General features: G+C 67.7%; 22 protein-coding genes and 1 tRNA gene. 12 read left to right on the top strand and 11 right to left on the bottom strand.

Annotation, left to right across the window (positions count from 1 at the left end; genetic code table 11):
- Positions 1–4: 4 nt before the first annotated feature.
- Both VL15_RS29935 and VL15_RS29940 read right to left on the bottom strand, forming a co-directional pair.
- Entirely contained in the window at positions 5–1,189 is a 1,185-nt protein-coding gene (locus tag VL15_RS29935) for an acetylornithine transaminase (protein WP_048250314.1), read from the bottom strand.
- Positions 1,190–1,474: 285 nt separating this feature from the next.
- A complete protein-coding gene (locus tag VL15_RS29940; RefSeq protein ID WP_048250316.1) occupies positions 1,475–2,506 on the bottom strand; it encodes a CDP-6-deoxy-delta-3,4-glucoseen reductase in 1,032 nt (343 codons plus the stop codon).
- A gap of 107 nt (positions 2,507–2,613) precedes the next feature.
- Between VL15_RS29940 and VL15_RS29945 the strand changes: the two genes are divergently transcribed.
- Positions 2,614–3,651 carry an NAD-dependent epimerase/dehydratase family protein gene (locus tag VL15_RS29945; protein WP_048250317.1) on the top strand — a complete coding sequence of 346 codons (1,038 nt, stop codon included), beginning with the start codon at positions 2,614–2,616 and terminating at the stop codon, positions 3,649–3,651.
- On the opposite strand, the gene VL15_RS29950 is transcribed toward VL15_RS29945, so the two are convergent.
- Positions 3,634–3,822, bottom strand: a complete 189-nt coding sequence (locus tag VL15_RS29950; protein WP_048250319.1) for a hypothetical protein — start codon at positions 3,820–3,822, stop codon at positions 3,634–3,636. The two genes, VL15_RS29945 and VL15_RS29950, sit on opposite strands and share 18 nt — an antisense overlap.
- 105 nt (positions 3,823–3,927) lie before the next feature.
- Positions 3,928–4,644: a pseudouridine synthase gene (locus VL15_RS29955; protein ID WP_048250320.1), complete on the bottom strand. Its 717-nt coding sequence runs from the start codon at positions 4,642–4,644 to the stop codon at positions 3,928–3,930.
- A gap of 111 nt (positions 4,645–4,755) precedes the next feature.
- On the opposite strand from VL15_RS29955, the gene copC reads away from it, so the two are divergent.
- The 4 genes from copC (at position 4,756) to VL15_RS29975 (ending at position 7,760) form a co-directional block, all read left to right on the top strand.
- The gene (copC, locus tag VL15_RS29960; protein ID WP_048250321.1) at positions 4,756–5,130 is read left to right on the top strand and encodes a copper homeostasis periplasmic binding protein CopC; all 375 of its coding nucleotides are present in this window, start codon (positions 4,756–4,758) and stop codon (positions 5,128–5,130) included.
- Positions 5,131–5,194: 64 nt separating this feature from the next.
- Complete coding sequence (locus VL15_RS29965; RefSeq protein ID WP_048250322.1) at positions 5,195–5,695, top strand: DinB family protein; 501 nt, start codon at positions 5,195–5,197, stop codon at positions 5,693–5,695.
- A 180-nt stretch (positions 5,696–5,875) separates the two neighbouring features.
- Entirely contained in the window at positions 5,876–6,649 is a 774-nt protein-coding gene (locus VL15_RS29970) for an SDR family oxidoreductase (RefSeq protein ID WP_048250323.1), read from the top strand.
- A 175-nt stretch (positions 6,650–6,824) separates the two neighbouring features.
- Positions 6,825–7,760: a LysR family transcriptional regulator gene (locus VL15_RS29975; RefSeq protein WP_048250324.1), complete on the top strand. Its 936-nt coding sequence runs from the start codon at positions 6,825–6,827 to the stop codon at positions 7,758–7,760.
- Between the two features lie 39 nt (positions 7,761–7,799).
- Here VL15_RS29975 and VL15_RS29980 read toward each other — a convergent pair whose 3' ends face one another.
- A complete protein-coding gene (locus VL15_RS29980) occupies positions 7,800–8,696 on the bottom strand; it encodes a LysR substrate-binding domain-containing protein (protein ID WP_048250325.1) in 897 nt (298 codons plus the stop codon).
- Positions 8,697–8,801: 105 nt separating this feature from the next.
- Here VL15_RS29980 and VL15_RS29985 point away from each other — a divergent pair, with 105 nt between their 5' ends.
- The gene (locus tag VL15_RS29985; protein ID WP_048250326.1) at positions 8,802–9,692 is read left to right on the top strand and encodes an alpha/beta fold hydrolase; all 891 of its coding nucleotides are present in this window, start codon (positions 8,802–8,804) and stop codon (positions 9,690–9,692) included.
- 35 nt (positions 9,693–9,727) lie between these two features.
- On the opposite strand, the gene VL15_RS29990 is transcribed toward VL15_RS29985, so the two are convergent.
- A complete protein-coding gene (locus VL15_RS29990) occupies positions 9,728–10,627 on the bottom strand; it encodes an SDR family oxidoreductase (protein WP_048250327.1) in 900 nt (299 codons plus the stop codon).
- Positions 10,628–10,685: 58 nt separating this feature from the next.
- Positions 10,686–11,423: an SDR family oxidoreductase gene (locus tag VL15_RS29995; RefSeq protein ID WP_048250328.1), complete on the bottom strand. Its 738-nt coding sequence runs from the start codon at positions 11,421–11,423 to the stop codon at positions 10,686–10,688.
- 117 nt (positions 11,424–11,540) lie between these two features.
- Here VL15_RS29995 and VL15_RS30000 point away from each other — a divergent pair, with 117 nt between their 5' ends.
- Positions 11,541–12,443: a LysR family transcriptional regulator gene (locus tag VL15_RS30000; RefSeq protein WP_048250329.1), complete on the top strand. Its 903-nt coding sequence runs from the start codon at positions 11,541–11,543 to the stop codon at positions 12,441–12,443.
- 36 nt (positions 12,444–12,479) lie between these two features.
- Here the strand turns inward: VL15_RS30000 and VL15_RS42865 are convergent, their stop codons facing one another.
- The 4 genes from VL15_RS42865 to VL15_RS30015 all read right to left on the bottom strand — a co-directional run bounded on the left by VL15_RS42865 (position 12,480) and on the right by VL15_RS30015 (position 15,137).
- Complete coding sequence (locus VL15_RS42865; protein WP_196319640.1) at positions 12,480–12,647, bottom strand: hypothetical protein; 168 nt, start codon at positions 12,645–12,647, stop codon at positions 12,480–12,482.
- A gap of 144 nt (positions 12,648–12,791) precedes the next feature.
- Positions 12,792–12,876, bottom strand: a tRNA-Leu gene (locus VL15_RS30005).
- 96 nt (positions 12,877–12,972) lie between these two features.
- The gene (locus VL15_RS30010; RefSeq protein WP_048250330.1) at positions 12,973–14,130 is read right to left on the bottom strand and encodes an ABC transporter substrate-binding protein; all 1,158 of its coding nucleotides are present in this window, start codon (positions 14,128–14,130) and stop codon (positions 12,973–12,975) included.
- A gap of 65 nt (positions 14,131–14,195) precedes the next feature.
- Entirely contained in the window at positions 14,196–15,137 is a 942-nt protein-coding gene (locus VL15_RS30015) for a CysB family HTH-type transcriptional regulator (RefSeq protein ID WP_034178788.1), read from the bottom strand.
- Between the two features lie 215 nt (positions 15,138–15,352).
- On the opposite strand from VL15_RS30015, the gene VL15_RS30020 reads away from it, so the two are divergent.
- The 5 genes from VL15_RS30020 to VL15_RS30040 all read left to right on the top strand — a co-directional run bounded on the left by VL15_RS30020 (position 15,353) and on the right by VL15_RS30040 (position 20,724).
- Positions 15,353–17,032 (top strand): nitrite/sulfite reductase, encoded by a 1,680-nt coding sequence (locus VL15_RS30020; protein ID WP_048250331.1) that lies wholly within the window; start codon positions 15,353–15,355, stop codon positions 17,030–17,032.
- Between the two features lie 25 nt (positions 17,033–17,057).
- Positions 17,058–17,600 carry a DUF934 domain-containing protein gene (locus tag VL15_RS30025; protein WP_048250332.1) on the top strand — a complete coding sequence of 181 codons (543 nt, stop codon included), beginning with the start codon at positions 17,058–17,060 and terminating at the stop codon, positions 17,598–17,600.
- The gene (locus VL15_RS30030) at positions 17,597–18,346 is read left to right on the top strand and encodes a phosphoadenylyl-sulfate reductase (RefSeq protein WP_048250333.1); all 750 of its coding nucleotides are present in this window, start codon (positions 17,597–17,599) and stop codon (positions 18,344–18,346) included. Before VL15_RS30025 ends, VL15_RS30030 begins: the two co-directional genes overlap by 4 nt.
- A gap of 76 nt (positions 18,347–18,422) precedes the next feature.
- Positions 18,423–19,385, top strand: coding sequence for a sulfate adenylyltransferase subunit CysD (gene cysD / locus VL15_RS30035; RefSeq protein ID WP_048250334.1), 963 nt, complete (start codon positions 18,423–18,425; stop codon positions 19,383–19,385).
- 22 nt (positions 19,386–19,407) lie between these two features.
- A complete protein-coding gene (locus VL15_RS30040) occupies positions 19,408–20,724 on the top strand; it encodes a sulfate adenylyltransferase subunit 1 (RefSeq protein WP_048250335.1) in 1,317 nt (438 codons plus the stop codon).
- Positions 20,725–20,784: the final 60 nt, after the last annotated feature.

Genomic DNA, 20,784 nt, shown 5'->3' on the forward strand with positions numbered 1-20,784 from the left:
CTCCTTAGAGCGTGTCGAGGATCGACCGCAGCATCGCCATCATCTGGTCGATTTCTTCGGTCGTCACGTTCAGCGCGGGCATGAAGCGCAGCAGGTTCGGCCGCGCGGCGTTCAGCAGCAGGCCGTCGGGCTGCATGTCGCGCGCCTTCTCGACGATCTGCGGGCCGATGTCCTTGCCGAGCAGCAGCGCGCGCAGCAGGCCTTCGCCGCGTTCGCCCTCGAAGCCGCGCTCCTCCGACAGTTCGAGCAGCTTGCGCTTCAGGTATTCGCCGCGGGCGCGCACGCCTTCGAGGAAGCCGGGCGCGACGAGCTGCGAGATCACCGAATAACCGGCCGCCGTCATCAGCGGGTTGCCGTTGTACGTGCCGCCCTGGTCGCCGGCTTCGAACACCGCGACCTCGGCCTTCGACAGCAGCGCCGCGAGCGGCACGCCGCTGCCGATACCCTTGCCGAGCGTCATGACGTCCGGCTCGATGTCGGCGAGTTCGTACGCGAACAGCGTGCCCGCACGACCGCAGCCGCTCTGCACTTCGTCGACGATCAGCAGCAGGTTGTGCTGCCTGGTCAGCGCGCGCAGCTCGCGCATGAATTCGGGCGTCGCCGGAATCACGCCGCCTTCGCCCTGGATCGGCTCGAGCATCACGGCGACGGTCTTGTCGGTGATCAGCTTCTCGACCGAGTTGATGTTGTTCAGCTCGGCCTTCGGGAAACCCGGCACCTGCGGCGCGTAGATCGTGTCCCAGCCCGGCTTGCCGCTGGCCGACATCGTCGCGAGCGTGCGGCCGTGGAAGCTGTGGTCGAACGTGATGATCTCGTACGCGCCGTTGCGGAACTTGCGGCCCCACTTGCGCGCGAGCTTGATCGCGCCTTCGTTCGCCTCGGCGCCGCTGTTCGTGAAGAACACCTTGTCGAACACGCTGTGCTGCGTGAGCAGGCCCGCGAGCTTGGCCATAGGTTCGTTGTAGAACGCCGGCGACGGGTTCAGCAGCGTTTCCGCCTGCTTCTTCAGCGCTTCGACGACGCCGTCGTTGCAGTGGCCGAGGCTGTTGACGGCCCAGCCCTGGATGAAGTCCAGATAGCGCTTGCCGGTGTGATCGTAGAGCCACGAACCCTTGCCGTGCGTAAACACGATGTCGGGGCGGTTCGTGATGTACATCAGCGAGTCGATCGGATAATCGTTCAGGGGCATGGCAGCAGACTCCAGCGGACGTTGAAAGGGAAACGGGCAATAAAAAAGCCACGGAAGGCCGTGGCTGGTGGGTCGAACAGCTTGTGCGTAACCGGTGAAGCGGAGTGGTGTTACGCGCGAGTCCGTGACGAGCCTGCGGCATCCGGGCGGAGCGGCGAGCGGCGACGTCGAAGAGCGGACAGGAAGCGGTTCATGTGCGCAAGCATAAGGCATCCCGCGCCCCACTGTAAACCGCCGCGATGCCACGGATGTGACATCGCGGCGCGCGGCGCGGGTGCGCGGTACTCAGACCGGGTGGGCGAGATCGGCGGCGCTCGTGAACGAGTCCGCGAAGAACTCGTCGGCCGGCAGCGCGTGGTGCTGCGTGAAGTCGCGCTGCGCGGATTCGACCATCACCGGTGCGCCGCATGCGTACACCTGGTGGCCCGACAGATCGGGCAGGTCTTCGATCACCGCGCGATGGACGAAGCCCGTGCGGCCGGTCCACTGGTCGCCGCTGTCCGGCTCGGAGAGCACCGGCACGTACTTGAAGTTCGGGATCTCGCGCGCCCACTGCTCGGCGAGCTCGCCGAGGTAGATGTCCTTCTTGCGTCGGGCACCCCAGTAGAGCGTCATCGGGCGCGTGATGCCCATGTGCTTCACGTGCTCGATGATCGCCTTGATCGGCGCGAAGCCGGTGCCGGACGCGAGCAGCACGATCGGCTTGTCGGAATCCTCGCGCAGGAAGAACGTGCCGAGCGGGCCTTCGAAGCGCAGGATGTCGCGCTCCTTCATCGGGCCGAACACGTGATCGGTGAACTTGCCGCCCGGCATGTGGCGGATGTGCAGCTCGATCGGGCCTTCCTCGTGCGGCGCGTTCGCCATCGAGTAGCTGCGGCGCGAGCCGTCCTTCAGGATGAACTCGACGTACTGGCCCGCGAGATACTGCAAGCGTTCGTTGGCCGGCAACTGCAGTTTCACGACCATCACGTCGTCGGCCTTGCGTTCGAGCGCGGCGATCCGGCACGGCAGCTTCTTGACCTGCACGCCGTCGACGCCGGCGATCTCGCGCACGTCGATCTCGAGATCGCATTGCGCCTTCGAGCAGCACAGCAGCGCGAGGCCGCGCGTGCGCTCGTCGTTGGACAGCGCCGACGCGGCGTGCGGGCCCTGTTCGATCTGGCCCGACACGATCTGGCCTTTGCAGGAGCCGCACGCGCCGTTCTTGCAGCCGTACGGCAGATGGACGTTCTGGCGCAGCGCGGCCGCCAGCACGGTTTCGTCCGACTCGACCTGGAATTGCCGGCCGCTTTGCTTGAGAGTGACGTTGAATGCCATAGAACCAAACTAGAACAAAATGTGGGGACCGTGCATGTCGAGCACGGCAGCTACAATGCAAACCCGTTGCGCGTCGCGCAACGGTGGCTACTGATTTCGCAACCAACATGATCGCGACACGAATCCTGCGCCGGCCGCGCGCACTGATCGTCGGCTGCGGCGACGTCGGCATGCGCTGCGTCGCGCAATGGCGCGACACGCGCCGCAACCTGCGGATCTTCGCGCTGACGAGCCACCCGGCCCGCCGCGACGAACTGCGCGCCGCGGGCGCGACGCCGATCGTCGGCGATCTCGACCGCCCGGCGACGCTCGGCCGTCTCGCGGGTCTTGCCCGCACGATCCTGCATCTCGCGCCGCCGCAGTCCGATGGCCGCGACGACCGGCGCACGCGTGCGCTGATTGCCGCAACGACCGTTCCCGCTCGACGGCCAGCGGTGCCGCCGGCACCGGCGGTCGGCCGGCTCCGAACGCTGCGCGCCGCTGCCCGACAGGCCGGCTCGCCCGTTCGGGCAGCGCGTATTGTACCCGACGGCCTTCGCGCGCCGAGGCTCGTCTACGCCAGCACGACGGGCGTATATGGCGACTGCGGCGGCGCGCGCATCGACGAAACGCACCCGCTGCGCCCCGCGAATCCGCGCGCGTTCCGGCGCGTGTCGGCCGAGCGGCAACTGCGTGCGGCGACCACGCGCGGCGTGCTGTCCGCACGCATCGTGCGCATTCCCGGCATCTACGCGGCGAACCGTCTGCCGGTTGCACGGCTCGAGCGCGGCACGCCGGCGCTCGACGCGGCCGACGACGTCTACACGAACCACATCCACGCGGACGATCTCGCGGCGATCCTGCGCCGCGCGGCCGAGCGCGGCAGGCCGGCGCGCGCCGTGCATGCGTCGGACGACAGCGAACTGCGGATGGGGGAGTATTTCGACCGTGTCGCGCAGGCGCTCGGCCTGCCGATGCCGCCGCGCGTCAGCCGCGCGGACGCCGAACGCCAGCTCGAACCGACGCTGCTGTCATTCATGCGCGAGTCGCGGCGCTTGTCCAACGCACGGCTCAAGGCCGAATTGTGCGTGACGTTGCGATATCCGACCGTAGACGATTTCCTTCAAACGCTCGCGCCGGGCAGCGCGTCAAGTCAGCGCCGGTAACGCCTCGATCAGCAGGAAGCACAGCAGCGCGCCGATCAGCGCGCCAATCAGGTTCGGATGATATTTGTGCTTCATGTGCATCGCGGCCAGCAGGCCGCCGATCACGATGACACCGACGACCGCGAACGCGATCGTCACGTACGACAGTTCGAAAGAATGGTTGATGTTCATGATGTCTCCCCTGCATCGCTGCTCGTACAGCTTGTGATTCGAGTATAGCGGGGGATCGTGCGGCGGAGAGGCGGCCGGACTCCGAACGGTCGTGCGGATTTTCCCTTACAGGGTTTTGACGGGATTGCGTAGCGCTGAAAGGTCGGCGTCATCGAGCCAGCGCCACGCGCCCGGTTCGAGGTCGCCCGGCAACGCGAAGCCGCCGATGCTTTCGCGGTGCAGCAGCTCGACGCGGTTGCTCGCCGCCGCAACCATGCGTTTCACTTGATGATATTTGCCCTCGAGGACGGTCAGCGCGAGCGCGTGGGTGTCGCGCGCGTCGGCGGCGACCGCCGCGATCGGTTTCGGCTCGCCGTGGAGCTGCACGCCGGTGCGCAGCGCGTGCAGCTGCGCGTCGTCGAGCGGGTGGCGCACGGTTGCCACGTAGGTCTTCGGCACCTTGCGTTTCGGCGACGTGTACGCGTGCACGAACTGGCCGTCGTCGGACAGCAGCAGCAGGCCCGTCGTGTCCTGGTCGAGACGCCCGACGCACTGCACGCCGCGCGCGACGAGCGGCGCGGGCAGCAGGCTGAACACGCTCGCGTGGTGTTGCGGATCGCGCGAACACTCGTAGCCGGCCGGCTTGTTGAGCGCGAGATACGCGTGCGTGTGGAACGGCCATGCCGTATCGTCGACCGAGAATACGAGGCCGTCGGTATCGAACGGGGCGTCGGGGTCGGTCGCGCTGGCGCCCGCGACGGCGACGCGGCCCGCTTCGATCAGGCCGCGGCACTGGCGGCGCGAGCCGAAGCCCTGGGTGTAGAGAATGCTTTCGAGATCCATAGCGCGCGCATTCTATCAAGCCGCGCGCGACCGGCATGAACGCGCCTGCGCTGGTAAGCTGCCGGAACGCCGCGCGGGGTGCGGCGCCCCTTCATTCTTCACGGAAAGTCCATGCCTTTCGATTCGTTCCCGTTCGGCCGCAAGGCTGCCGCCGTCGTCCTTGCCGCGACCGTTTCGTCGGCCGCGTTCGCGCATGCGCATGTCGCGAAGAGCGATCCGGCGGCGGGCGCGGCGGTGGCTGCCGCACCGGCCGCCGTCACGATCGACTTCACCGAGCCGCTGGAGCCGGCGTTCAGCTCGATCGTCGTCGTCGACGGTGACGGCAAGACGGTGTCGGACGGCAACGCGCGCATCGACGCGTCGAACCGCAAGCGGATGACGGCGCCGCTCACGGCGGTCGGCACGGGCGCCTATACGGTGAAATGGGTGGCCGTCGCCACCGACGGACACCGCACGCAGGGCGCATATGGCTTCAGCGTGAAGTAACGCAACGGTGGCGGCAGGCCCGTGCCAGGGCTGCCGCTGCTCTATCCGACAGGGAGTTTCCCGCATGAATCCGACGACGCTCGACGCACTCGCCGATTTCCCCCGTCTGCTCGAAGCCCATTTCGCCGCCGTGCCCGACGGCTACGCGCGATGGACGCCCGACGACTGGGCCGGGATTCCGAGCGAGCACTTCTCGCCGCTCGGGCAGCTCTGCCACGTGCGCGACATCGAGATCGACGGTTATCACGTGCGGCTGCGGCGGATGCTCGATGAGGATCGGCCGCTGCTCGTGTCGATCGACGGCGACGCACTCGCGATCGAGCGCCGCTACAACGACGCATATGCATCCGACGTGCTCGCGGCGATCCGCGAAGCGCGACGCGAAACGCTGGACCTCCTGTCGAGCCTCACGCCCGAACAGTTCGCGCGCACCGGCGAGTTCGACGGCTACGGATCGCTGACCGTGCGCGGGCTCGTCCATTACCTGTGCAGCCACGACCAGCAGCATCTGGCCGGCATGCAGTGGCTGCTCGGCAAGATTGACGCAGCGCTGTACGCGCGCTGAACTGCGCCGGCGGCCACACCGTCTGTAGCGAATTCCGGTGCCGTTGTCGGTACGGCAACCCACATTGCACGATTCCGATTGGATCGTTTTTCTGGATAATCCATCCAGCCGCGACCGGCTGACCGGCGCGTCGCGCGTGCCTACACTCCTAGCTTCGTTCAACGAAAAAAGGAGTCAACCGTGGCAACTCACACGCTCGCAGACAAGGTCGTCCTGATCGCAGGCGGCGCAAAGAATCTTGGCGGCTTGATCGCGCGGGACCTGGCGAGCCACGGCGCGAAGGCGGTGGCGATTCACTACAACAGCGCGGCGTCGCAGGCGCAGGCCGAGGAGACGGCCGCCGCGGTGCGCGCGGCCGGCGCCGACGCAGCGACGTTCCAGGCCGACCTGACGACGGCCGCCGCGGTCGAGAAGCTGTTCGACGACGCGAAGCAGCGCTTCGGCAGGATCGACATCGCGATCAACACGGTCGGCAAGGTGCTGAAGAAACCGTTCACCGAGATCAGCGAGGCCGAATACGACGAGATGTTCGCGGTCAACAGCAAGTCGGCGTTCTTCTTCATCAAGGAAGCAGGGCGGCACCTCGAGGATCACGGCAAGCTCGTCACGCTCGTGACGTCGCTGCTCGGCGCGTTCACGCCGTTCTATGCGGCGTACGAAGGGTCGAAGGCGCCGGTCGAGCACTTCACGCGCGCGGCGTCGAAGGAATACGGCGCACGCGGAATCTCGGTGACGGCCGTCGGGCCGGGCCCGATGGACACGCCGTTCTTCTATCCGGCCGAAGGCGCCGATGCGGTCGCGTATCACAAGACGGCGGCCGCGCTGTCGCCGTTCAGCAAGACGGGCCTGACCGACATCGAGGACGTCGTGCCGTTCATCCGCCATCTCGTGACCGACGGCTGGTGGATCACCGGCCAGACGATCCTGATCAACGGCGGTTATACGACCAAGTAAGCGCCAACGCAGGCGGCCGTCGCGGGCGCGTGGCGCACCGCAATGGCTCGATTGCGTGGACAATGAACGGGCGCGCAGCCGCGAGGCCGCGCACCCGTTTTCTCTGTGCCGCAGGCCTCCGCCGCGATGCGCGACGGGCGCTGGCGCCGGTCGTCCGAACCCATGTTCCCCGCCGATGGACAAGCTGGATCAGGTCAGAATCTTCCTGCAGGTTGCCGAGATGGGCAGCTTCATCAAGGCCGCGCATGCGCTCGACGTGCCGCGCGCGACCGTGTCGGCGGCCGTCCAGCAACTGGAGACGGGGCTCGGCACGCGCCTCCTGCACCGCACGACGCGCCAGGTGCAGCTGACCGCCGATGGCGCGCTGCTGCTCGAACGCGGCCGGCGCCTGCTCGCCGAGGCCGACGAACTCGACCGCCTGTTCCGCCGCCGCGATCGCGACGTGATCGGGCGGCTGAACGTCGACGTGCCGAGCCGGATCGCGCGCCGCGTGATCGCGCCCGCGCTGCCGTCGCTGTTTCGCCGCCACCCGAAGCTGCAGCTGTCGCTCGGCTCGACGGACCGCTCGATCGACCTGGTGCAGGAGGGCGTCGACTGCGCGATTCGCGTCGGGCGGCTGGCGGACAGCAGCCTCGTCGTGCGGCCGCTCGGGCAGTTCACGCTGATCAACTGCGCGAGCCCCGACTACCTGCGCGAATACGGCGTGCCCGAGCATCCGGATGCGCTCGCGCACGGGCACTGGGCGATCGGCTATGCGTCGCCGACGACGGGGCGCGAACTCGGGTGGGAATACTGCGCGGACGGCGGGCAGCACACGCTGACGCTGCCGAGCCGCGTGATCGTCAACAACGCCGAAACCTATATCGCCGGCTGCATCGCTGGAATGGGGCTGATCCAGATTCCGCGCTTCGACGTCGCGCATCTGCTGGACAGCGGCGCACTCATCGACGTGATGCCCGGCTACCGCGCCGCGCCGATGGACGTGTCGGCTGTGTATCCGCACCGGCGGCACCGGTCGCGCCGGCTCAATGCATTTATCGAGTGGTTCGGGGAGTTGATGGCGGACGCGTTGACGGGGACCGGAGCGGGGGCGGGCGCGGAGGGCGACTGACCGGGCCGCCGGTTTGCGTGATGCGGTGCCGCGCTTTTTTCAGTCGGGCAGCGCCGCGAATTGCCGGCCGCGCCCGGTTTCCCGCACCGCATCGATCAACGCCGCGCCGGCGCCGTCCGGTTTCGCCGCGAACGCGTAGAAGCGCGCGGCCGGCAGCGCGGGCAGCCCGTCCTGCGATCCGCACACACGCAGTCCGTCGCGCAACTGGCTGCGCGCCAGCGCGGTGACCGCGAAGCCCGCGAGTGCGGCCGATACGCAGCCTGCCATGCTGCTGCTCTCGAACAGCACGCGGAACGGCCGCAGCGCGGCGGCGAGCGCCGCGACGGCGGCCTCGCGATAGACGCAGGGTTCCGGAAACAGCGCGAGCGGCACTTCGCCACCGGCGTCGAGCGGGCGATCCGCTGCGAACGCCCACACGAGTGGTTCTTCCCACAGCAGCTCGCCCGGCGCGTCGACCTGCCGGCACTGCTTGCCGAAGACGACGTCGAGCCGGCCGAGCGTCTGTTCGCGCAGCAGCACGGCGGTGATCCCGACCTTCAGCTCGATCGCCGTACGCGGGTAGCGGTCGCGGAACGTGCGCAGCACCTGCGGCAGCCAAGCCCCCGCGAAATCCTCCGATGCGCCGACGCGCAGCCGCCCGTGCGCCGGCGCGCCGCGCAGCCTCGCGCGCACTTCGCGCTCCATGTCGACGATGTTGCGCGCGTACACGTACAGCGTGTCGCCGGCCGGCGTGAGCGCGATACGGCGCGTCGTGCGCGCCAGCAGCACCGTGCCGGCCGCCTGTTCGAGCCGCTTGATGTGGCCGCTGACGGCGGACGGCGTCAGCGCGAGGCGCTCCGCGGCCGGCGCGAACCCGCGGCTGTCGACGACTTCGAGGAAGGTGCGCAGCAGCGCGATGTCGAGCGAGGTCGACGCGGGATCGGTCAGCGGTTCCATCGGTCAATTCAACGCAAGATTTGAAGAATGAATCATGATACTCCGTGAATCGTGATGAAAGGCCGGCCTACCATCGTGCAACAGGTTGACCCCACGGAGAGCACGATGCCTACCTATGCGCATGCGACGACCGCGTCGCTCGATATCGCCTATCTCGAATGGAACCCGCGCGGCACACGCGTGGCCGTGCTGCTGCACGGCTGGCCGGACAGCCCGGTCGGCTGGGAGCACGTGGCCGCGGCGCTTGCCGAGCGCGGCTACCGCGTGCTCGCGCCCGCGCTGCGCGGCTTTGCGCCGACGCGCTTTCGCGACGCATCCACGCCCCGCAGCGGCCAGCTCGCGGCGCTCGGGCGCGACCTGCTCGAATTCGTCGATGTGCTCGGCGTCGAGCGGCCCGTGCTGGTGGGGCACGACTGGGGCGCCCGCGCGGTCGCGAACGCCTGTGGGCTGCGCGAGGGCGTCGCATCGCATCTCGTGATGCTGTCGGTCGGGTACGGCACCAACGATCCCGGTCAACCGCTGTCGCTGCAGCAGGCGCGCAACTACTGGTATCACTGGTTCATGGCGACGCCGCGCGGCGAACAGGCGCTGCGCGACGATCGCCGCGCGTTCGCCCGCCTGATGTGGGACACGTGGTCGCCGCCCGGCTGGTATCGCGACAGCGATTTCGATGCGGCCGCTGCCGCGTTTGACGGGCCCGACTGGATCGACGTCGTGCTGCATTCGTACCGGCATCGCTGGGGTTTCGCGCCGGGTGCGCCGGCCTATGCCGACGACGACGCGCGGCTGAATCCGTCGCCCGTGCTGTCGGTGCCGACGCTCGTGCTGCACGGCGGCGCGGATGCCGTCAACCACCCGGACAGCTCGGCCGGGCGCGAACGGTACTTTGCGGGGCGCTACGCGCGGCAGGTGCTGGACGGCGTCGGGCATTTTCCGCAGCACGAGGCGTCGGCGGCGGTCGCGGACGCGATCCTCGGGTTCTGCGAGCGCGACTGACGCGCGAGCCGGCGGGCCCGGCGCGCGGGGGCGGCTCAACCGCCGACGCGGGGTGCAAGCAGGTCGTCGAGGCCGATGTTGCGGAACATCTCGCGGCGGATCCGATCGCCGACGCGGAACACTTCCTCCGCGCCGTCCTGCGACGGATCGACGAATACGCGGTACGGGCGCTTGCCGGGCGGCGCGGCGACGAGATCGGCAATCGCCGTCGCGACGGTGCCGGCATCGGCGCCCGCGGGTTCGAGCGCGGCGAGGCCCTGCAGCGCTTGATCGGCGACGCCCGCGTACGGTCCGCTGTCATAGGCCGCCTGCACGGCGGCATCGGCCGGCTTGCCCGCGTGCACGAAGTGGTTTGTGCCCCGGGTGAATGCGCCCGGCACGACGATCGACGTTTCGATGCCCCAGCGGGCGAGTTCGGCCGCATAGGACACCGCGAGCGAATCCATCGCGGCCTTCGCGGCGAAGTAGGGGGCGAGGAACGGCGGCGTGCCGCCGCGCGCCGACGAGGACGATACCCAGACGAGCAGGCCGCGGCCCTGGCGGCGCAGATGCGGCAGCGCCGCCCGGTTCACGCGCTGGGTCGACACGACGTTGATGTCGTACAGCTGCGCCAGTTGTTCGGGCGTGAACGCTTCGGCCGGGCCGAACACCATGTGGCCGGCGTTGTGGACGATGGTGTCGACGCGGCCGTTGTCCGCGATTACGCGGTCGATCGCGGCATCGACGGACGCGTCGTCGCCGACGTCGAGCTCAACGGTGCGCAGGTCGACGCCGTGTTCCTGCGCATAGGCCGCGATCGCGGCGGCGCGCGGCGCGTTGCGGCCGGCGCTTTCGCGCATCGACGCGTAGACCGTGTGGCCGGCGCGGGCGAGTGCCTGGGCCGTCAGCAGGCCGAAGCCGCTGGACGCACCCGTGACGAGAATGACTTCCTTCATGATTGATCTCCGGTAACAGGGGGACGGGCCGCGGCTGGTTGCCCTTTCGCGCGGTCCGTCAGCACATGCCGCCGTTGGCGCGCAGGATCTGGCCGTTGACCCACGCGCCGTCGGGGCCGGCGAGGAACGCGACGACGCCGGCGATGTCCGCGGGCTGGCCGAGCCGCTCCAGCGGATTCATTTTCGCCATCCGGTCGACGAGTTCGGGGCTCTTGCCGTGCAGGAACAGCTCGGTCGCGACCGGCCCCGGTGCGACCGCGTTCACGCTGATGCCGCGGCCGCGCATCTCCTGGGCAAGGACCTGCGTCATACCCTCGACGGCCGCCTTGGTCGCGATGTACACGCCATAGGTCGGCAGGCGCATGCCGATCACGCTCGACGACAGGTTGACGATGCGGCCGCCGTCGCGCAGGCGCTTCGCCGCCTCGCGGCTGACGTTGAACGTACCCTTCAGGTTGATTGCGACCGTCTGGTCGAAGGACGTGTCGTCGACGTCGGCGATCGCGGCGAGCTTCATGACGCCCGCACTGTTGACGACCACGTCGACGCGACCGAACGCGCGCTCGGCCGTGTCGAACAGCGCGGCGGTCGCCGCCGGGTCGGCGACGTCCGCCTGCACCGCGATGGCTTCGCCGCCGCCGGCGACGATCGCGTCGACCACTTCCTGAGCGGGGCCGGCGCTACCGGCATAGTTGACGACGACCCTGAAACCGTCCCGGGCGAGACGGCGGGCGATTTCCGCGCCGATGCCACGCGATGAACCCGTGACGAGGGCGACCTGTTCCGATGTGCTCATGTCCTGCTCCTTGGTTCGTGAGTGCCGTGCGAGCCGGCGACAGGACTAATGTAGGCGCCCTCTATCAATAAAAATAATGAATAATGATCAGATCAAGAATGACTAAAAGTATGTCTCATGGCATTCGACAGCAGACTCCTGAGCGGTATCGGCGTGCTCTCGGCGGTGATCGAGGCCGGCACCTTCGCGCGCGCGGGCGAGGCGATGGGGTTGACGCAGCCGGCCGTGAGCCGCGCCGTCGCGCGGCTGGAAGAGCGCGTCGGCATCCGGATCTTCAACCGGACGGCGCGCGCGATCACGTTGACCGACGAAGGGCGGCGCTTTTACGAGGCGGTCGCGCCGCTGCTGGCCGGCATCGAGGAGGCGGCGGTCGACGCCGGCCGTTCCAGGGCGCGCGTCAGGGGGCGGTTGCGGGTCAACGTGGACGGCACCTTCGGCCACTCCGTGCTGGCGCCGCGGATGGCGGAGTTTCTCGACCGCTTCCCGGAACTGTCCGTCGAAATCAGCGTGCGTGACCGGATGGGCGATCTCGTCGCCGACGGCTTCGACGTGGCGGTGCGTTTCGGCGTTCCGGAGCCGTCGTCATACCGTGCGCGGCTGCTGCTCGAGACGCGCGTGCTCACCTGCGCGTCGGCGGCCTATGTCGCGCGTCACGGCGAACCGCGGCATCCGCACGATCTCGCGGACGGGCATCGTTGCGTGCTGATCCGCGATCCGGTCACGGGGCGGCCGTTCGAATGGGTGTTCCAGCGCGGCAACGAGGTGGTGCCGTTCGAGGCCGGCGGCCGGCTGATGGTCAACGACACGGGCGCGCTGCTCGGCGCGTGCCTCGGCGGCGCGGGCGTCGCGCAGCTGCTGGAACTCTACGCGCGGGACATCCTTGCCGACGGGCGGCTGGTGCAGTTGCTGCCGGAATGGGCGGACGAGACGTTTCCGCTTTATGCGTATCACCACGCGTCGAACCTCGTGTCCGCGAAGGTGCGGGTGTTTCTCGACTTCGTCCGCGAGCTGATGGCCTGAGTCCGCACCGCGAAAGGCGGCCGGGCGGCCGTCGGGTCATTCGGTGCGATGGGGGACGTTGTCCGGGAACGGATAGGGCGCATGCGGCCCCGGCCAGTCGGGCACCGGCGGCGCGCTCAGTACGTCGCATCCGCCCAGCATCAGCAACAGAACCGCGGCAAGCACGCGGCGGCAGATCGGGCGTGAAATCGTGCGCATGGACATGGGCGGCCTCCGTGCTCGGCATCCCTGATGCTTGGACCGGCTGGCGGGACACGTGTTGCGGTGGGCGCGGCGAAAAACAAAAAACCCGCGAAGCGAGGTGCTTGCGCGGGTTTCGAGCGGGCAGCGCATGACGCTGCGAAATACTGGTGCCCAGGGCCGGAATCGAACCGGCACGCCTTGCGGCGGGGGATTTTGAGTCCCCTGCGTCTACCAATTTCACCACCTGGGCTTGTTCGTGACCGCGCAGGTGTTCGTGCGCGGCGAAACGCGGATTATGGCTGAAATCCCCGCACCGGGCAAGCCACTGGTTTGCCGGCCTTGCCGGTCACTGGCTCAGGTAGACGAACCGGCCCTGTTTCACGATTCCCATCACGCTTGCGCGTTGATCGAGCCCAACATGATCCTTGTCGCTCGTGTTGACGACGCCGTTCGGCACGACGAGTTCGTGTGCGCGTTCGAGTTCGTGCCGCAGCGCCGCGCGGAACGCGGGCGTGCCGGGCTGCGCGGTCTTCAGCGCGCGGCCGACCGCGTCGGCGAGGCGCGGGTACACGCCCGCAGCATCGCCGGCGAACTGCGTGACCGTGCCGGCGCCGTACTTCGCCTCGTACGCGTCGACGAACGCGAGCGCGGCCTTGCGGGCCGGATGGTCGGCCGGCAGCGTGCGCGCGACGACCACCGGCTGGGTCGGGAACAGCGTCCCGTCGACGTCCTTGCCGCCCAGCTTGATGAATTCCGGCGTCGCGATTCCGTGTGTCTGGTAGATCGGGCCCTTGTAGCCGCGTTCGATCAGCGTGCGTTGCGGCAGCACGGCCGGCGTGCCTGAGCCCGCGATCAGGATCGCGTCGGGCTTCGCCGCGATCAGCTTCAGCGCCTGGCCCGTGACGCTCGCGTCGGTGCGGTTGAAGCGCTCGGTCGCGACGACGCGGATCTTGCGCAGGTCTGCAAAGCGCGTGAACTCGTTCAGCCAGCTGTCGCCGTAGCTGTCCGCGAAGCCGATGAAGCCGACCGTCTTCACGCCGCGATTCGACATGGTGCGCGTCATCACGTCGGCCATCGCGCTGTCGCTCTGCGCCATCTTGAACGCCCAGGTCCGCGCGCCTTCCTGCGGCTCGACGATCGCGCCGGAGCCGACCAGCGTGATCATCGGCGTCTGCCCGGCGGCCACCGCGTCGAGCGCCGCGAGCGCGGCCGGCGTGATGTTGGGCCCGACCACGACGTCGACGTGATCCTCGTCGACCAGCTTGCGGATGTTGCGCACGGCCGTGCCCGGGTCGGATGCATCGTCGAGCACCGTCACCTGCACGGGCTGCCCCGCGATCGTCTTCGGCCACATCAGGATCGCGTTCTTGCTCGTGATGCCGATCACGGCGGCCGGGCCGGTCGACGACAGGTCGACGCCGACCTTCAGGTCGGCATGCGCGGCCGCGCAGGCGAGCGCGAGGACGGCGCCGGCGGCGCGGCGCAGCAGGGCGGGGAGCGTCATGCGGGAATCTCCGTCGGGCAACAAAAAGGGGCGCGATATGCGCCCCCTGTGTTTATACACGCTGCTCAAAGCTCGTACGATTCGGATTCGCCCTTGAGCGCCTGCTCGATCAGCTTGCGGTTCAGCGTCGGCGACAGCAGTTCGACGAGCGTATACACATAGCTGCGCAGGTAGGCGCCCTGCTTGAGCGCGACGCGCGTCACGTTGCTGCCGAACAGGTGGCCGACCGGGATCAGCCGCAGGTTGCGGTCGCGCTCGGGGTTAAACGCGATGTCGGCCATGATCCCGACGCCGAGGCCGAGCTCGACATAGGTTTTGATCACGTCGGCGTCGATCGCCTCGAGGACGATGTCCGGCGACAGCCCGCGCAGCGCGAACGCCTGGTTGATCTTCTTGCGGCCCGCGAACGCGTCGTCGTACGTGATCAGCGGGTACTGCGCGAGATCGTCGAGCGACGGCGGCTTGCGTTCGAGCAGCGGATGGTCGGCCGGCACGACGGCCGCGTGATGCCACTGGAAGCAGGGCAGCGACACGAGTTCCTTGTAGTCGGAGATCGCCTCGGTCGCGATCGCGAGATCGGCCTGGTCGTGGATCACCATCTCGGCCACCTGCGTCGGGCTGCCCTGCAGGATCGACAGGTGCACCTTCGGGAAGCGCTTCTTGAATTCGGCGATCGCGGCCGGCAGCGAGTAGCGGGCCTGCGTGTGGGTGGCCGCGATGGTCAGGTTGCCCTGGTCCTGCGCGGCATAATCTTTTCCGACCCTTTTAAGGCTTTCAACCTCCTGCAGGATCCGCTCGACCGACGCGAGGATGATCCTGCCCGGCTCGGTGAGCGAGCGCACGCGCTTGCCGTGCCGCGTGAAGATCTCCACGCCCAGCTCGTCCTCGAGCTCGATGATCGCTTTCGAAACCCCCGGTTGCGACGTGTAGAGCGCCTTGGCGGCCTCGGTGAGGTTGAAATTCTGCCGGACGGCCTCGCGCACGAAGCGAAATTGGTGCAGGTTCATTTATAACCCTTCCGCATATCAACAGAATTTTTTAGTCGTTTGAAATATAAGGCGAGTTTATTACGATTCACCGGAGTTTTTCAAATATGGATATCTGTTTTCGTCATTAGCAATCCACCCGGCAGCGGATGGGGGCAGTGACGGCAGAACGGAGATTCGGGCGCGACGTGGCTAGGACGTCGCGCGGTCACCACGAAAACCCCTGGGGTCCCCGAATGTATCAGTACGACCAATACGACCAGACGATCGTCGACGAGCGTGTCGCGCAGTACCGCGATCAGGTGCGCCGCCGCCTGTCGGGCGAGCTGAGCGAAGACGAGTTCCGTCCGCTGCGTCTGCAGAACGGCCTGTACATGCAGCGCCACGCGTACATGCACCGCATCGCGATTCCGTACGGCAACCTGCGCAGCGACCAGCTCCGGATATTGGCGCGCATCGCCCGCGAACACGACCGCGGCTACGGCCATTTCTCGACCCGCTCGAACATCCAGTTCAACTGGATCGAGCTCGAAGACACGCCCGAGATCCTCGCGAAGCTCGCGTCGGTGCAGATGCACGGCATCCAGACCTCGGGCAACTGCATCCGCAACATCACGGCCGACCAGTTCGCCGGCGTTGCGCAGGACGAGGAGATCGATCCGCGTCCGTGGTCGGAAATCCTGCGCCAGTGGTCGACGTTCCACCCCGAATTCGCATGGCTGCCGCGCAAGTTCAAGATCGCGGTGTCGGGCTCGAAGGACGATCGCGCGGCCGTGCAGATCCACGACCTCGGCGTGTACCTGAAGAAGAACGCGCAGGGCGAAGTGGTCGCGAGCATCCTCGCGGGCGGCGGCCTCGGCCGTACGCCGATCGTCGGCGCGGTGATCAAGGAAGATCTGCCGTGGCAGCACCTGCTCACCTACTGCGAAGCCGTGCTGCGCGTGTACAACCGCTTCGGCCGCCGCGACAACCTGTATAAGGCGCGCATCAAGATCCTCGTGAAGGCGCTGTCGCCCGCGAAGTTCGCGCAGCAGGTCGAGGAGGAGTGGCAGCACCTGAAGGACGGCCCGTCGACGCTCACGCAGGCGGAAGTCGACCGCGTGTCGCAGTATTTCAAGCCGCCCGTCTACGAGAAGCTGGCCGACACCGACGCATCGTTCGAACAGCACCTGCTCGAAAACAAGGCGTTCGCGCGCTGGGTCGAGCGCAACGTCGCGCCGCACAAGGTGCCGGGCTACGCAGCCGTCACGCTGTCGCTGAAGGATCACCGCGTGGCGCCGGGCGACGCGACCGATCAGCAGATGGAGTTGGTCGCCGACTGGGCCGACGCTTATTCGTTCGGCGAGCTGCGCGTGTCGCACGAGCAGAACCTGATTCTCGCGAACGTGAAGAAGCGCGACCTGTTCGCGGTGTGGGAAAAGGCGAAGGCGGCCGGTTTCGCGACGCCGAACATTGGCCTGCTGACCGACATCATCGCGTGCCCGGGCGGCGATTTCTGCTCGCTCGCGAACGCGAAGTCGATCCCGATCGCGCTGGCGATCCAGCAGCGTTTCGACGATCTCGACTATGTGTATGACCTCGGCGACCTGTCGCTGAACATTTCCGGTTGCATGAACTCGTGCGGTCACCACCACGTCGGCAACATCGGCATCCTCGGCGTCGACAAGGACGGTGCCGAGTGGTACCAGGTGTCGCTCGGCGGCGAGCAGGGCACGGGCCGCAACGGCGCGCGCCTCGGCCGCGTGATCGGGCCGTCGTTCTCGGCGGAAGAAGTGCCGGACGTGATCGCGAAGCTGATCGACACGTTCGTCGATGCGCGCATCGACGGCGAGCGCTTCGTCGACACGTACGACCGCATCGGCATCGCACCGTTCAAGGAGCGCGTGTATGCGGCGCGCCAGGCAGTGAACGCCTAACCAACCGGGTAGAAGGAATTTGCAGATGGCTTCGATTATCAAGAACCGCGCAGTGATCGACGACGCATGGCAGGTCGTGCGCGCGGCGGAAGACGGTGCGCTGCCCGCGGTCGACGCATTGCCGGCCGGCAAGGTGCTGGTGCCGTTCGCGTTGTGGCAGGCCGAGCGCTCGGCGCTCGTCGCCGCGAAGACGCGGGACGAGCTCGGCGTGTGGCTCGCGCCGGACAGCGAGCCGGCCGATCTCGTGGCCGATTTCGGTGCGATTTCGCTGATCGCCGTCGATTTCCCGCGCTTCGCGGACGGCCGCGGCTACAGCATCGGTCGCCTGCTGCGCGAGCGCTACGGCTGGAAGGGCGAGCTGCGTTCGATCGGCGACGTGCTGCGCGACCAGCTGCTGTACATGTCGCGTTGCGGTTTCGACGCGTTCGCGGTGCGCGCCGACAAGGATATCCACGACGCGCTGAATGCATTCACGGAATTCACGCAGCGTTACCAGGGTGCGTTCGACGAGCCGGTGCCGCTGTTCCGCCGCCGCGCCGCCACGGCCGATGCCAAGGTGGGCGCATGAGCACCGCGACCGCCACCGCGCTGACGCCGGAACTCGCCGCGAAGGTCGAGCGCCTCGACGCGCTGCTCGCGCAGATCGGCGCACGTCACGAGAAGGTGAAGTTCGCGAGCAGCCTCGCGGCGGAAGACATGCTGCTCACGCACGCGATCCTGTCGAAGGGCGTGTCGATCGGCATCTTCTCGCTGAACACGGGCCGGCTGCACGCGGAAACGCTGGGCATGATCGACCGTGTGCGCGAGCGCTACGGCTACGAGATCGAGCAGTTCCATCCGCAGCAGGATGCGATCGATCAGTACGTCGCCGAGCACGGCCTGAACGCGTTCTACGAGAGCGTCGAGCTGCGCAAGTCGTGCTGCCACATCCGCAAGGTCGAGCCGCTGAACCGTGCGCTGGCCGAGGTCGACGCGTGGGTCACGGGCCAGCGTCGCGAGCAGTCGGTCACGCGTGCCGAGCTGCACGAGGAAGAGCAGGACGAAGCGCGCGGGATCGCGAAGTACAATCCGCTCGCCGACTGGACCGAAGCCGACGTCTGGGCGTACCTTGGCGCGTTTGACGTGCCGGTGAACCCGCTGCATGCGCGCGGCTACCCGAGCATCGGCTGCGAGCCGTGTACACGCGCGATCCGCCCCGGCGAGGACAGCCGCGCGGGCCGCTGGTGGTGGGAATCGCGCGACACGAAGGAATGCGGCCTGCACATCACGATCACGCCGATTCCCGCGACCGCCGAAGCCGGCGCCGCGCACTGAATACCTTACAAAAAGCTGAATCTTGGGCCGCCTGCGACAGCGGGCGGCACGAACCCAGAAGAGAAGGACTGAAATCATGAGCACGACGCTCGAGCAATCCGCCTTTGCCCCGCCCACCGGTGCCGACAGCCGCATGGGCCACCTCGACTGGCTCGAAGCCGAGTCGATCCACATCCTGCGCGAACTGGTCGCCGAATGCAGCAAGCCGGCGCTGTTGTTCTCGGGCGGCAAGGATTCGGTCGTCGTGCTGCACCTCGCACTGAAGGCGTTCGGCCTCGGCGCGAACCGCAAGACGACGCTGCCGTTCCCGCTCGTGCACATCGACACGGGTCACAACTACGACGAAGTGATCGACTTCCGCGACCGCCGCGCGCAAGAGCTCGGCGCCGAGCTGGTGGTCGGCCACGTCGAGGATTCGATCAAGCGCGGCACCGTCGTGCTGCGCCGCGAGACCGATTCGCGCAACGCCGCGCAAGCCGTCACGCTGCTCGAGACGATCGAGCAATACGGCTACACCGCGATGATCGGCGGCGCACGCCGCGACGAAGAGAAGGCGCGCGCGAAGGAACGCATCTTCTCGTTCCGCGACGAATTCGGCCAGTGGGACCCGAAGGCGCAGCGCCCGGAACTGTGGAGCCTGTACAACGCACGCCTGCACAAGGGCGAGCACCTGCGCGTGTTCCCGATCTCGAACTGGACGGAACTCGACGTGTGGCAGTACATCGCGCGCGAGAACCTCGAACTGCCGTCGATCTACTACGCACACGAGCGCGAGATCGTGCGCCGCAACGGGCTGCTGGTGCCCGTCACGCCGCTCACGCCGATGCGCGAGGGCGAGACGAGCGAGCTCGCGCAGGTGCGCTTCCGTACGGTCGGCGACATCAGTTGCACGTGCCCGGTCGAGAGCGACGCGGACGACCTCGAGAAGATCATCGCCGAGACGGCGGTGACCGAGATCACCGAGCGCGGCGCGACCCGGATGGACGACCAGGCGTCGGAAGCCGCGATGGAAACGCGCAAGAAGCAAGGTTATTTCTGAAGCACACGAGGACATTCACATCATGAGCATCATCGAAAATACCGAAGACCTCGGCGTGTTGCGTTTCATCACCGCAGGCAGCGTCGACGACGGCAAGAGTACGCTGATCGGCCGCCTGCTGTACGACAGCAAGGCCGTGCTGTCCGACCAGTTGTCCGCGCTGTCGCGCGCGAAGAACAAGCGCACGGTCGGCGACGAGCTCGACCTCGCGCTGCTGACCGACGGCCTCGAGGCCGAGCGCGAGCAGGGCATCACGATCGACGTCGCGTACCGCTACTTCGCGACCGCGAAGCGCAAGTTCATCATCGCCGACACGCCGGGCCACGAGCAGTACACGCGCAACATGGTGACGGGCGCGTCGACCGCGCACGCGGCGATCGTCCTGATCGATGCGACGCGCATCACGGTCGAGAACGGCGTCGTGCAACTGCTGCCGCAAACCAAGCGCCACAGCGCGATCGTCAAGCTGCTCGGCCTGCAGCACGTGATCGTCGCGATCAACAAGATGGACCTCGTCGATTACAGCGAAGCGCGCTTCAACGAGATCCGCGACGCGTACGTCGCACTCGCGAAGCAGCTCAACCTCACCGACGTGCGCTTCGTGCCGGTGTCGGCGCTGAAGGGCGACAACATCGTCGGCGCGAGCGAGCGCATGCCGTGGTACGCGGGCGAGCCGCTCCTCGACGTGCTCGAGTCGCTGCCGGTCGAGACGCAGGCGCATGACGCGCTGCGCTTCCCGGTGCAGTGGGTCGCGCGCCAGGACGGCAGCTCGGCCGACGATTTCCGCGGCTACATGGGCCGTATCGAGTCGGGCGAGGTGAAGGTCGGCGACGAGATCGTCGTGCTGCCGTCGAACCGTACCGCAACGGTCGCCGAGATCGTCGCGCCGGTGCCGGGCGGTACCGCGTCCGTCGCGCACGCGTTCGCGGGCCAGGCGGTGACGATCCGTCTCGAGGAAGATGTCGACGTGTCGCGCGGCGACATGTTCGTCACGACCGCCGAACCCGTCGAGCCGGCCAAGAAGCTCGAGGCCGACCTGTGCTGGTTCGACGAAACGCCGCTGTCGCCGCAGCGCAAGTACTTGCTGAAGCAGACCACCAGCACGGTGTTCGCGAAGATCGGCGCGGTCAAGCAGGTGCTCGACGTGCATACGCTGTCGCATGCGACCGACCGTCACGAGCTGAAGATGAACGACATCGGCCGCGTCGCGCTGACGCTGCAGAAGCCGATCGTCTGCGACACGTACGACGCGCATCCGGGTACGGGCGCGTTCGTGCTGATCGACGAGGCGACGCACCACACGGTCGCCGCAGGCATGATCCGGGCGTTTTCGGCGTAATCGGCAAACCGCGCGGCGCACCGCGCCGCCCCACGGCGGCGCGGGCCGGTCGCCGCCGTC

Origin of the sequence: Burkholderia cepacia, from assembly GCF_001039005.1 — a bacterium.
GTDB classification, from domain to species: Bacteria; Pseudomonadota; Gammaproteobacteria; order Burkholderiales; family Burkholderiaceae; genus Burkholderia; species Burkholderia theae.

Coding starts and splice junctions, on each gene's coding strand:
- VL15_RS29935 (WP_048250314.1), bottom strand. CDS start 1,189: ATGCCCCTGAACGATTATCCGATCGACTCGCTGATGTACATCACGAAC.
- VL15_RS29940 (WP_048250316.1), bottom strand. CDS start 2,506: ATGGCATTCAACGTCACTCTCAAGCAAAGCGGCCGGCAATTCCAGGTC.
- VL15_RS29945 (WP_048250317.1), top strand. CDS start 2,614: ATGATCGCGACACGAATCCTGCGCCGGCCGCGCGCACTGATCGTCGGC.
- VL15_RS29950 (WP_048250319.1), bottom strand. CDS start 3,822: ATGAACATCAACCATTCTTTCGAACTGTCGTACGTGACGATCGCGTTC.
- VL15_RS29955 (WP_048250320.1), bottom strand. CDS start 4,644: ATGGATCTCGAAAGCATTCTCTACACCCAGGGCTTCGGCTCGCGCCGC.
- copC (WP_048250321.1), top strand. CDS start 4,756: ATGCCTTTCGATTCGTTCCCGTTCGGCCGCAAGGCTGCCGCCGTCGTC.
- VL15_RS29965 (WP_048250322.1), top strand. CDS start 5,195: ATGAATCCGACGACGCTCGACGCACTCGCCGATTTCCCCCGTCTGCTC.
- VL15_RS29975 (WP_048250324.1), top strand. CDS start 6,825: ATGGACAAGCTGGATCAGGTCAGAATCTTCCTGCAGGTTGCCGAGATG.
- VL15_RS29980 (WP_048250325.1), bottom strand. CDS start 8,696: ATGGAACCGCTGACCGATCCCGCGTCGACCTCGCTCGACATCGCGCTG.
- VL15_RS29985 (WP_048250326.1), top strand. CDS start 8,802: ATGCCTACCTATGCGCATGCGACGACCGCGTCGCTCGATATCGCCTAT.
- VL15_RS29990 (WP_048250327.1), bottom strand. CDS start 10,627: ATGAAGGAAGTCATTCTCGTCACGGGTGCGTCCAGCGGCTTCGGCCTG.
- VL15_RS29995 (WP_048250328.1), bottom strand. CDS start 11,423: ATGAGCACATCGGAACAGGTCGCCCTCGTCACGGGTTCATCGCGTGGC.
- VL15_RS30000 (WP_048250329.1), top strand. CDS start 11,541: ATGGCATTCGACAGCAGACTCCTGAGCGGTATCGGCGTGCTCTCGGCG.
- VL15_RS42865 (WP_196319640.1), bottom strand. CDS start 12,647: ATGTCCATGCGCACGATTTCACGCCCGATCTGCCGCCGCGTGCTTGCC.
- VL15_RS30010 (WP_048250330.1), bottom strand. CDS start 14,130: ATGACGCTCCCCGCCCTGCTGCGCCGCGCCGCCGGCGCCGTCCTCGCG.
- VL15_RS30015 (WP_034178788.1), bottom strand. CDS start 15,137: ATGAACCTGCACCAATTTCGCTTCGTGCGCGAGGCCGTCCGGCAGAAT.
- VL15_RS30020 (WP_048250331.1), top strand. CDS start 15,353: ATGTATCAGTACGACCAATACGACCAGACGATCGTCGACGAGCGTGTC.
- VL15_RS30025 (WP_048250332.1), top strand. CDS start 17,058: ATGGCTTCGATTATCAAGAACCGCGCAGTGATCGACGACGCATGGCAG.
- VL15_RS30030 (WP_048250333.1), top strand. CDS start 17,597: ATGAGCACCGCGACCGCCACCGCGCTGACGCCGGAACTCGCCGCGAAG.
- cysD (WP_048250334.1), top strand. CDS start 18,423: ATGAGCACGACGCTCGAGCAATCCGCCTTTGCCCCGCCCACCGGTGCC.
- VL15_RS30040 (WP_048250335.1), top strand. CDS start 19,408: ATGAGCATCATCGAAAATACCGAAGACCTCGGCGTGTTGCGTTTCATC.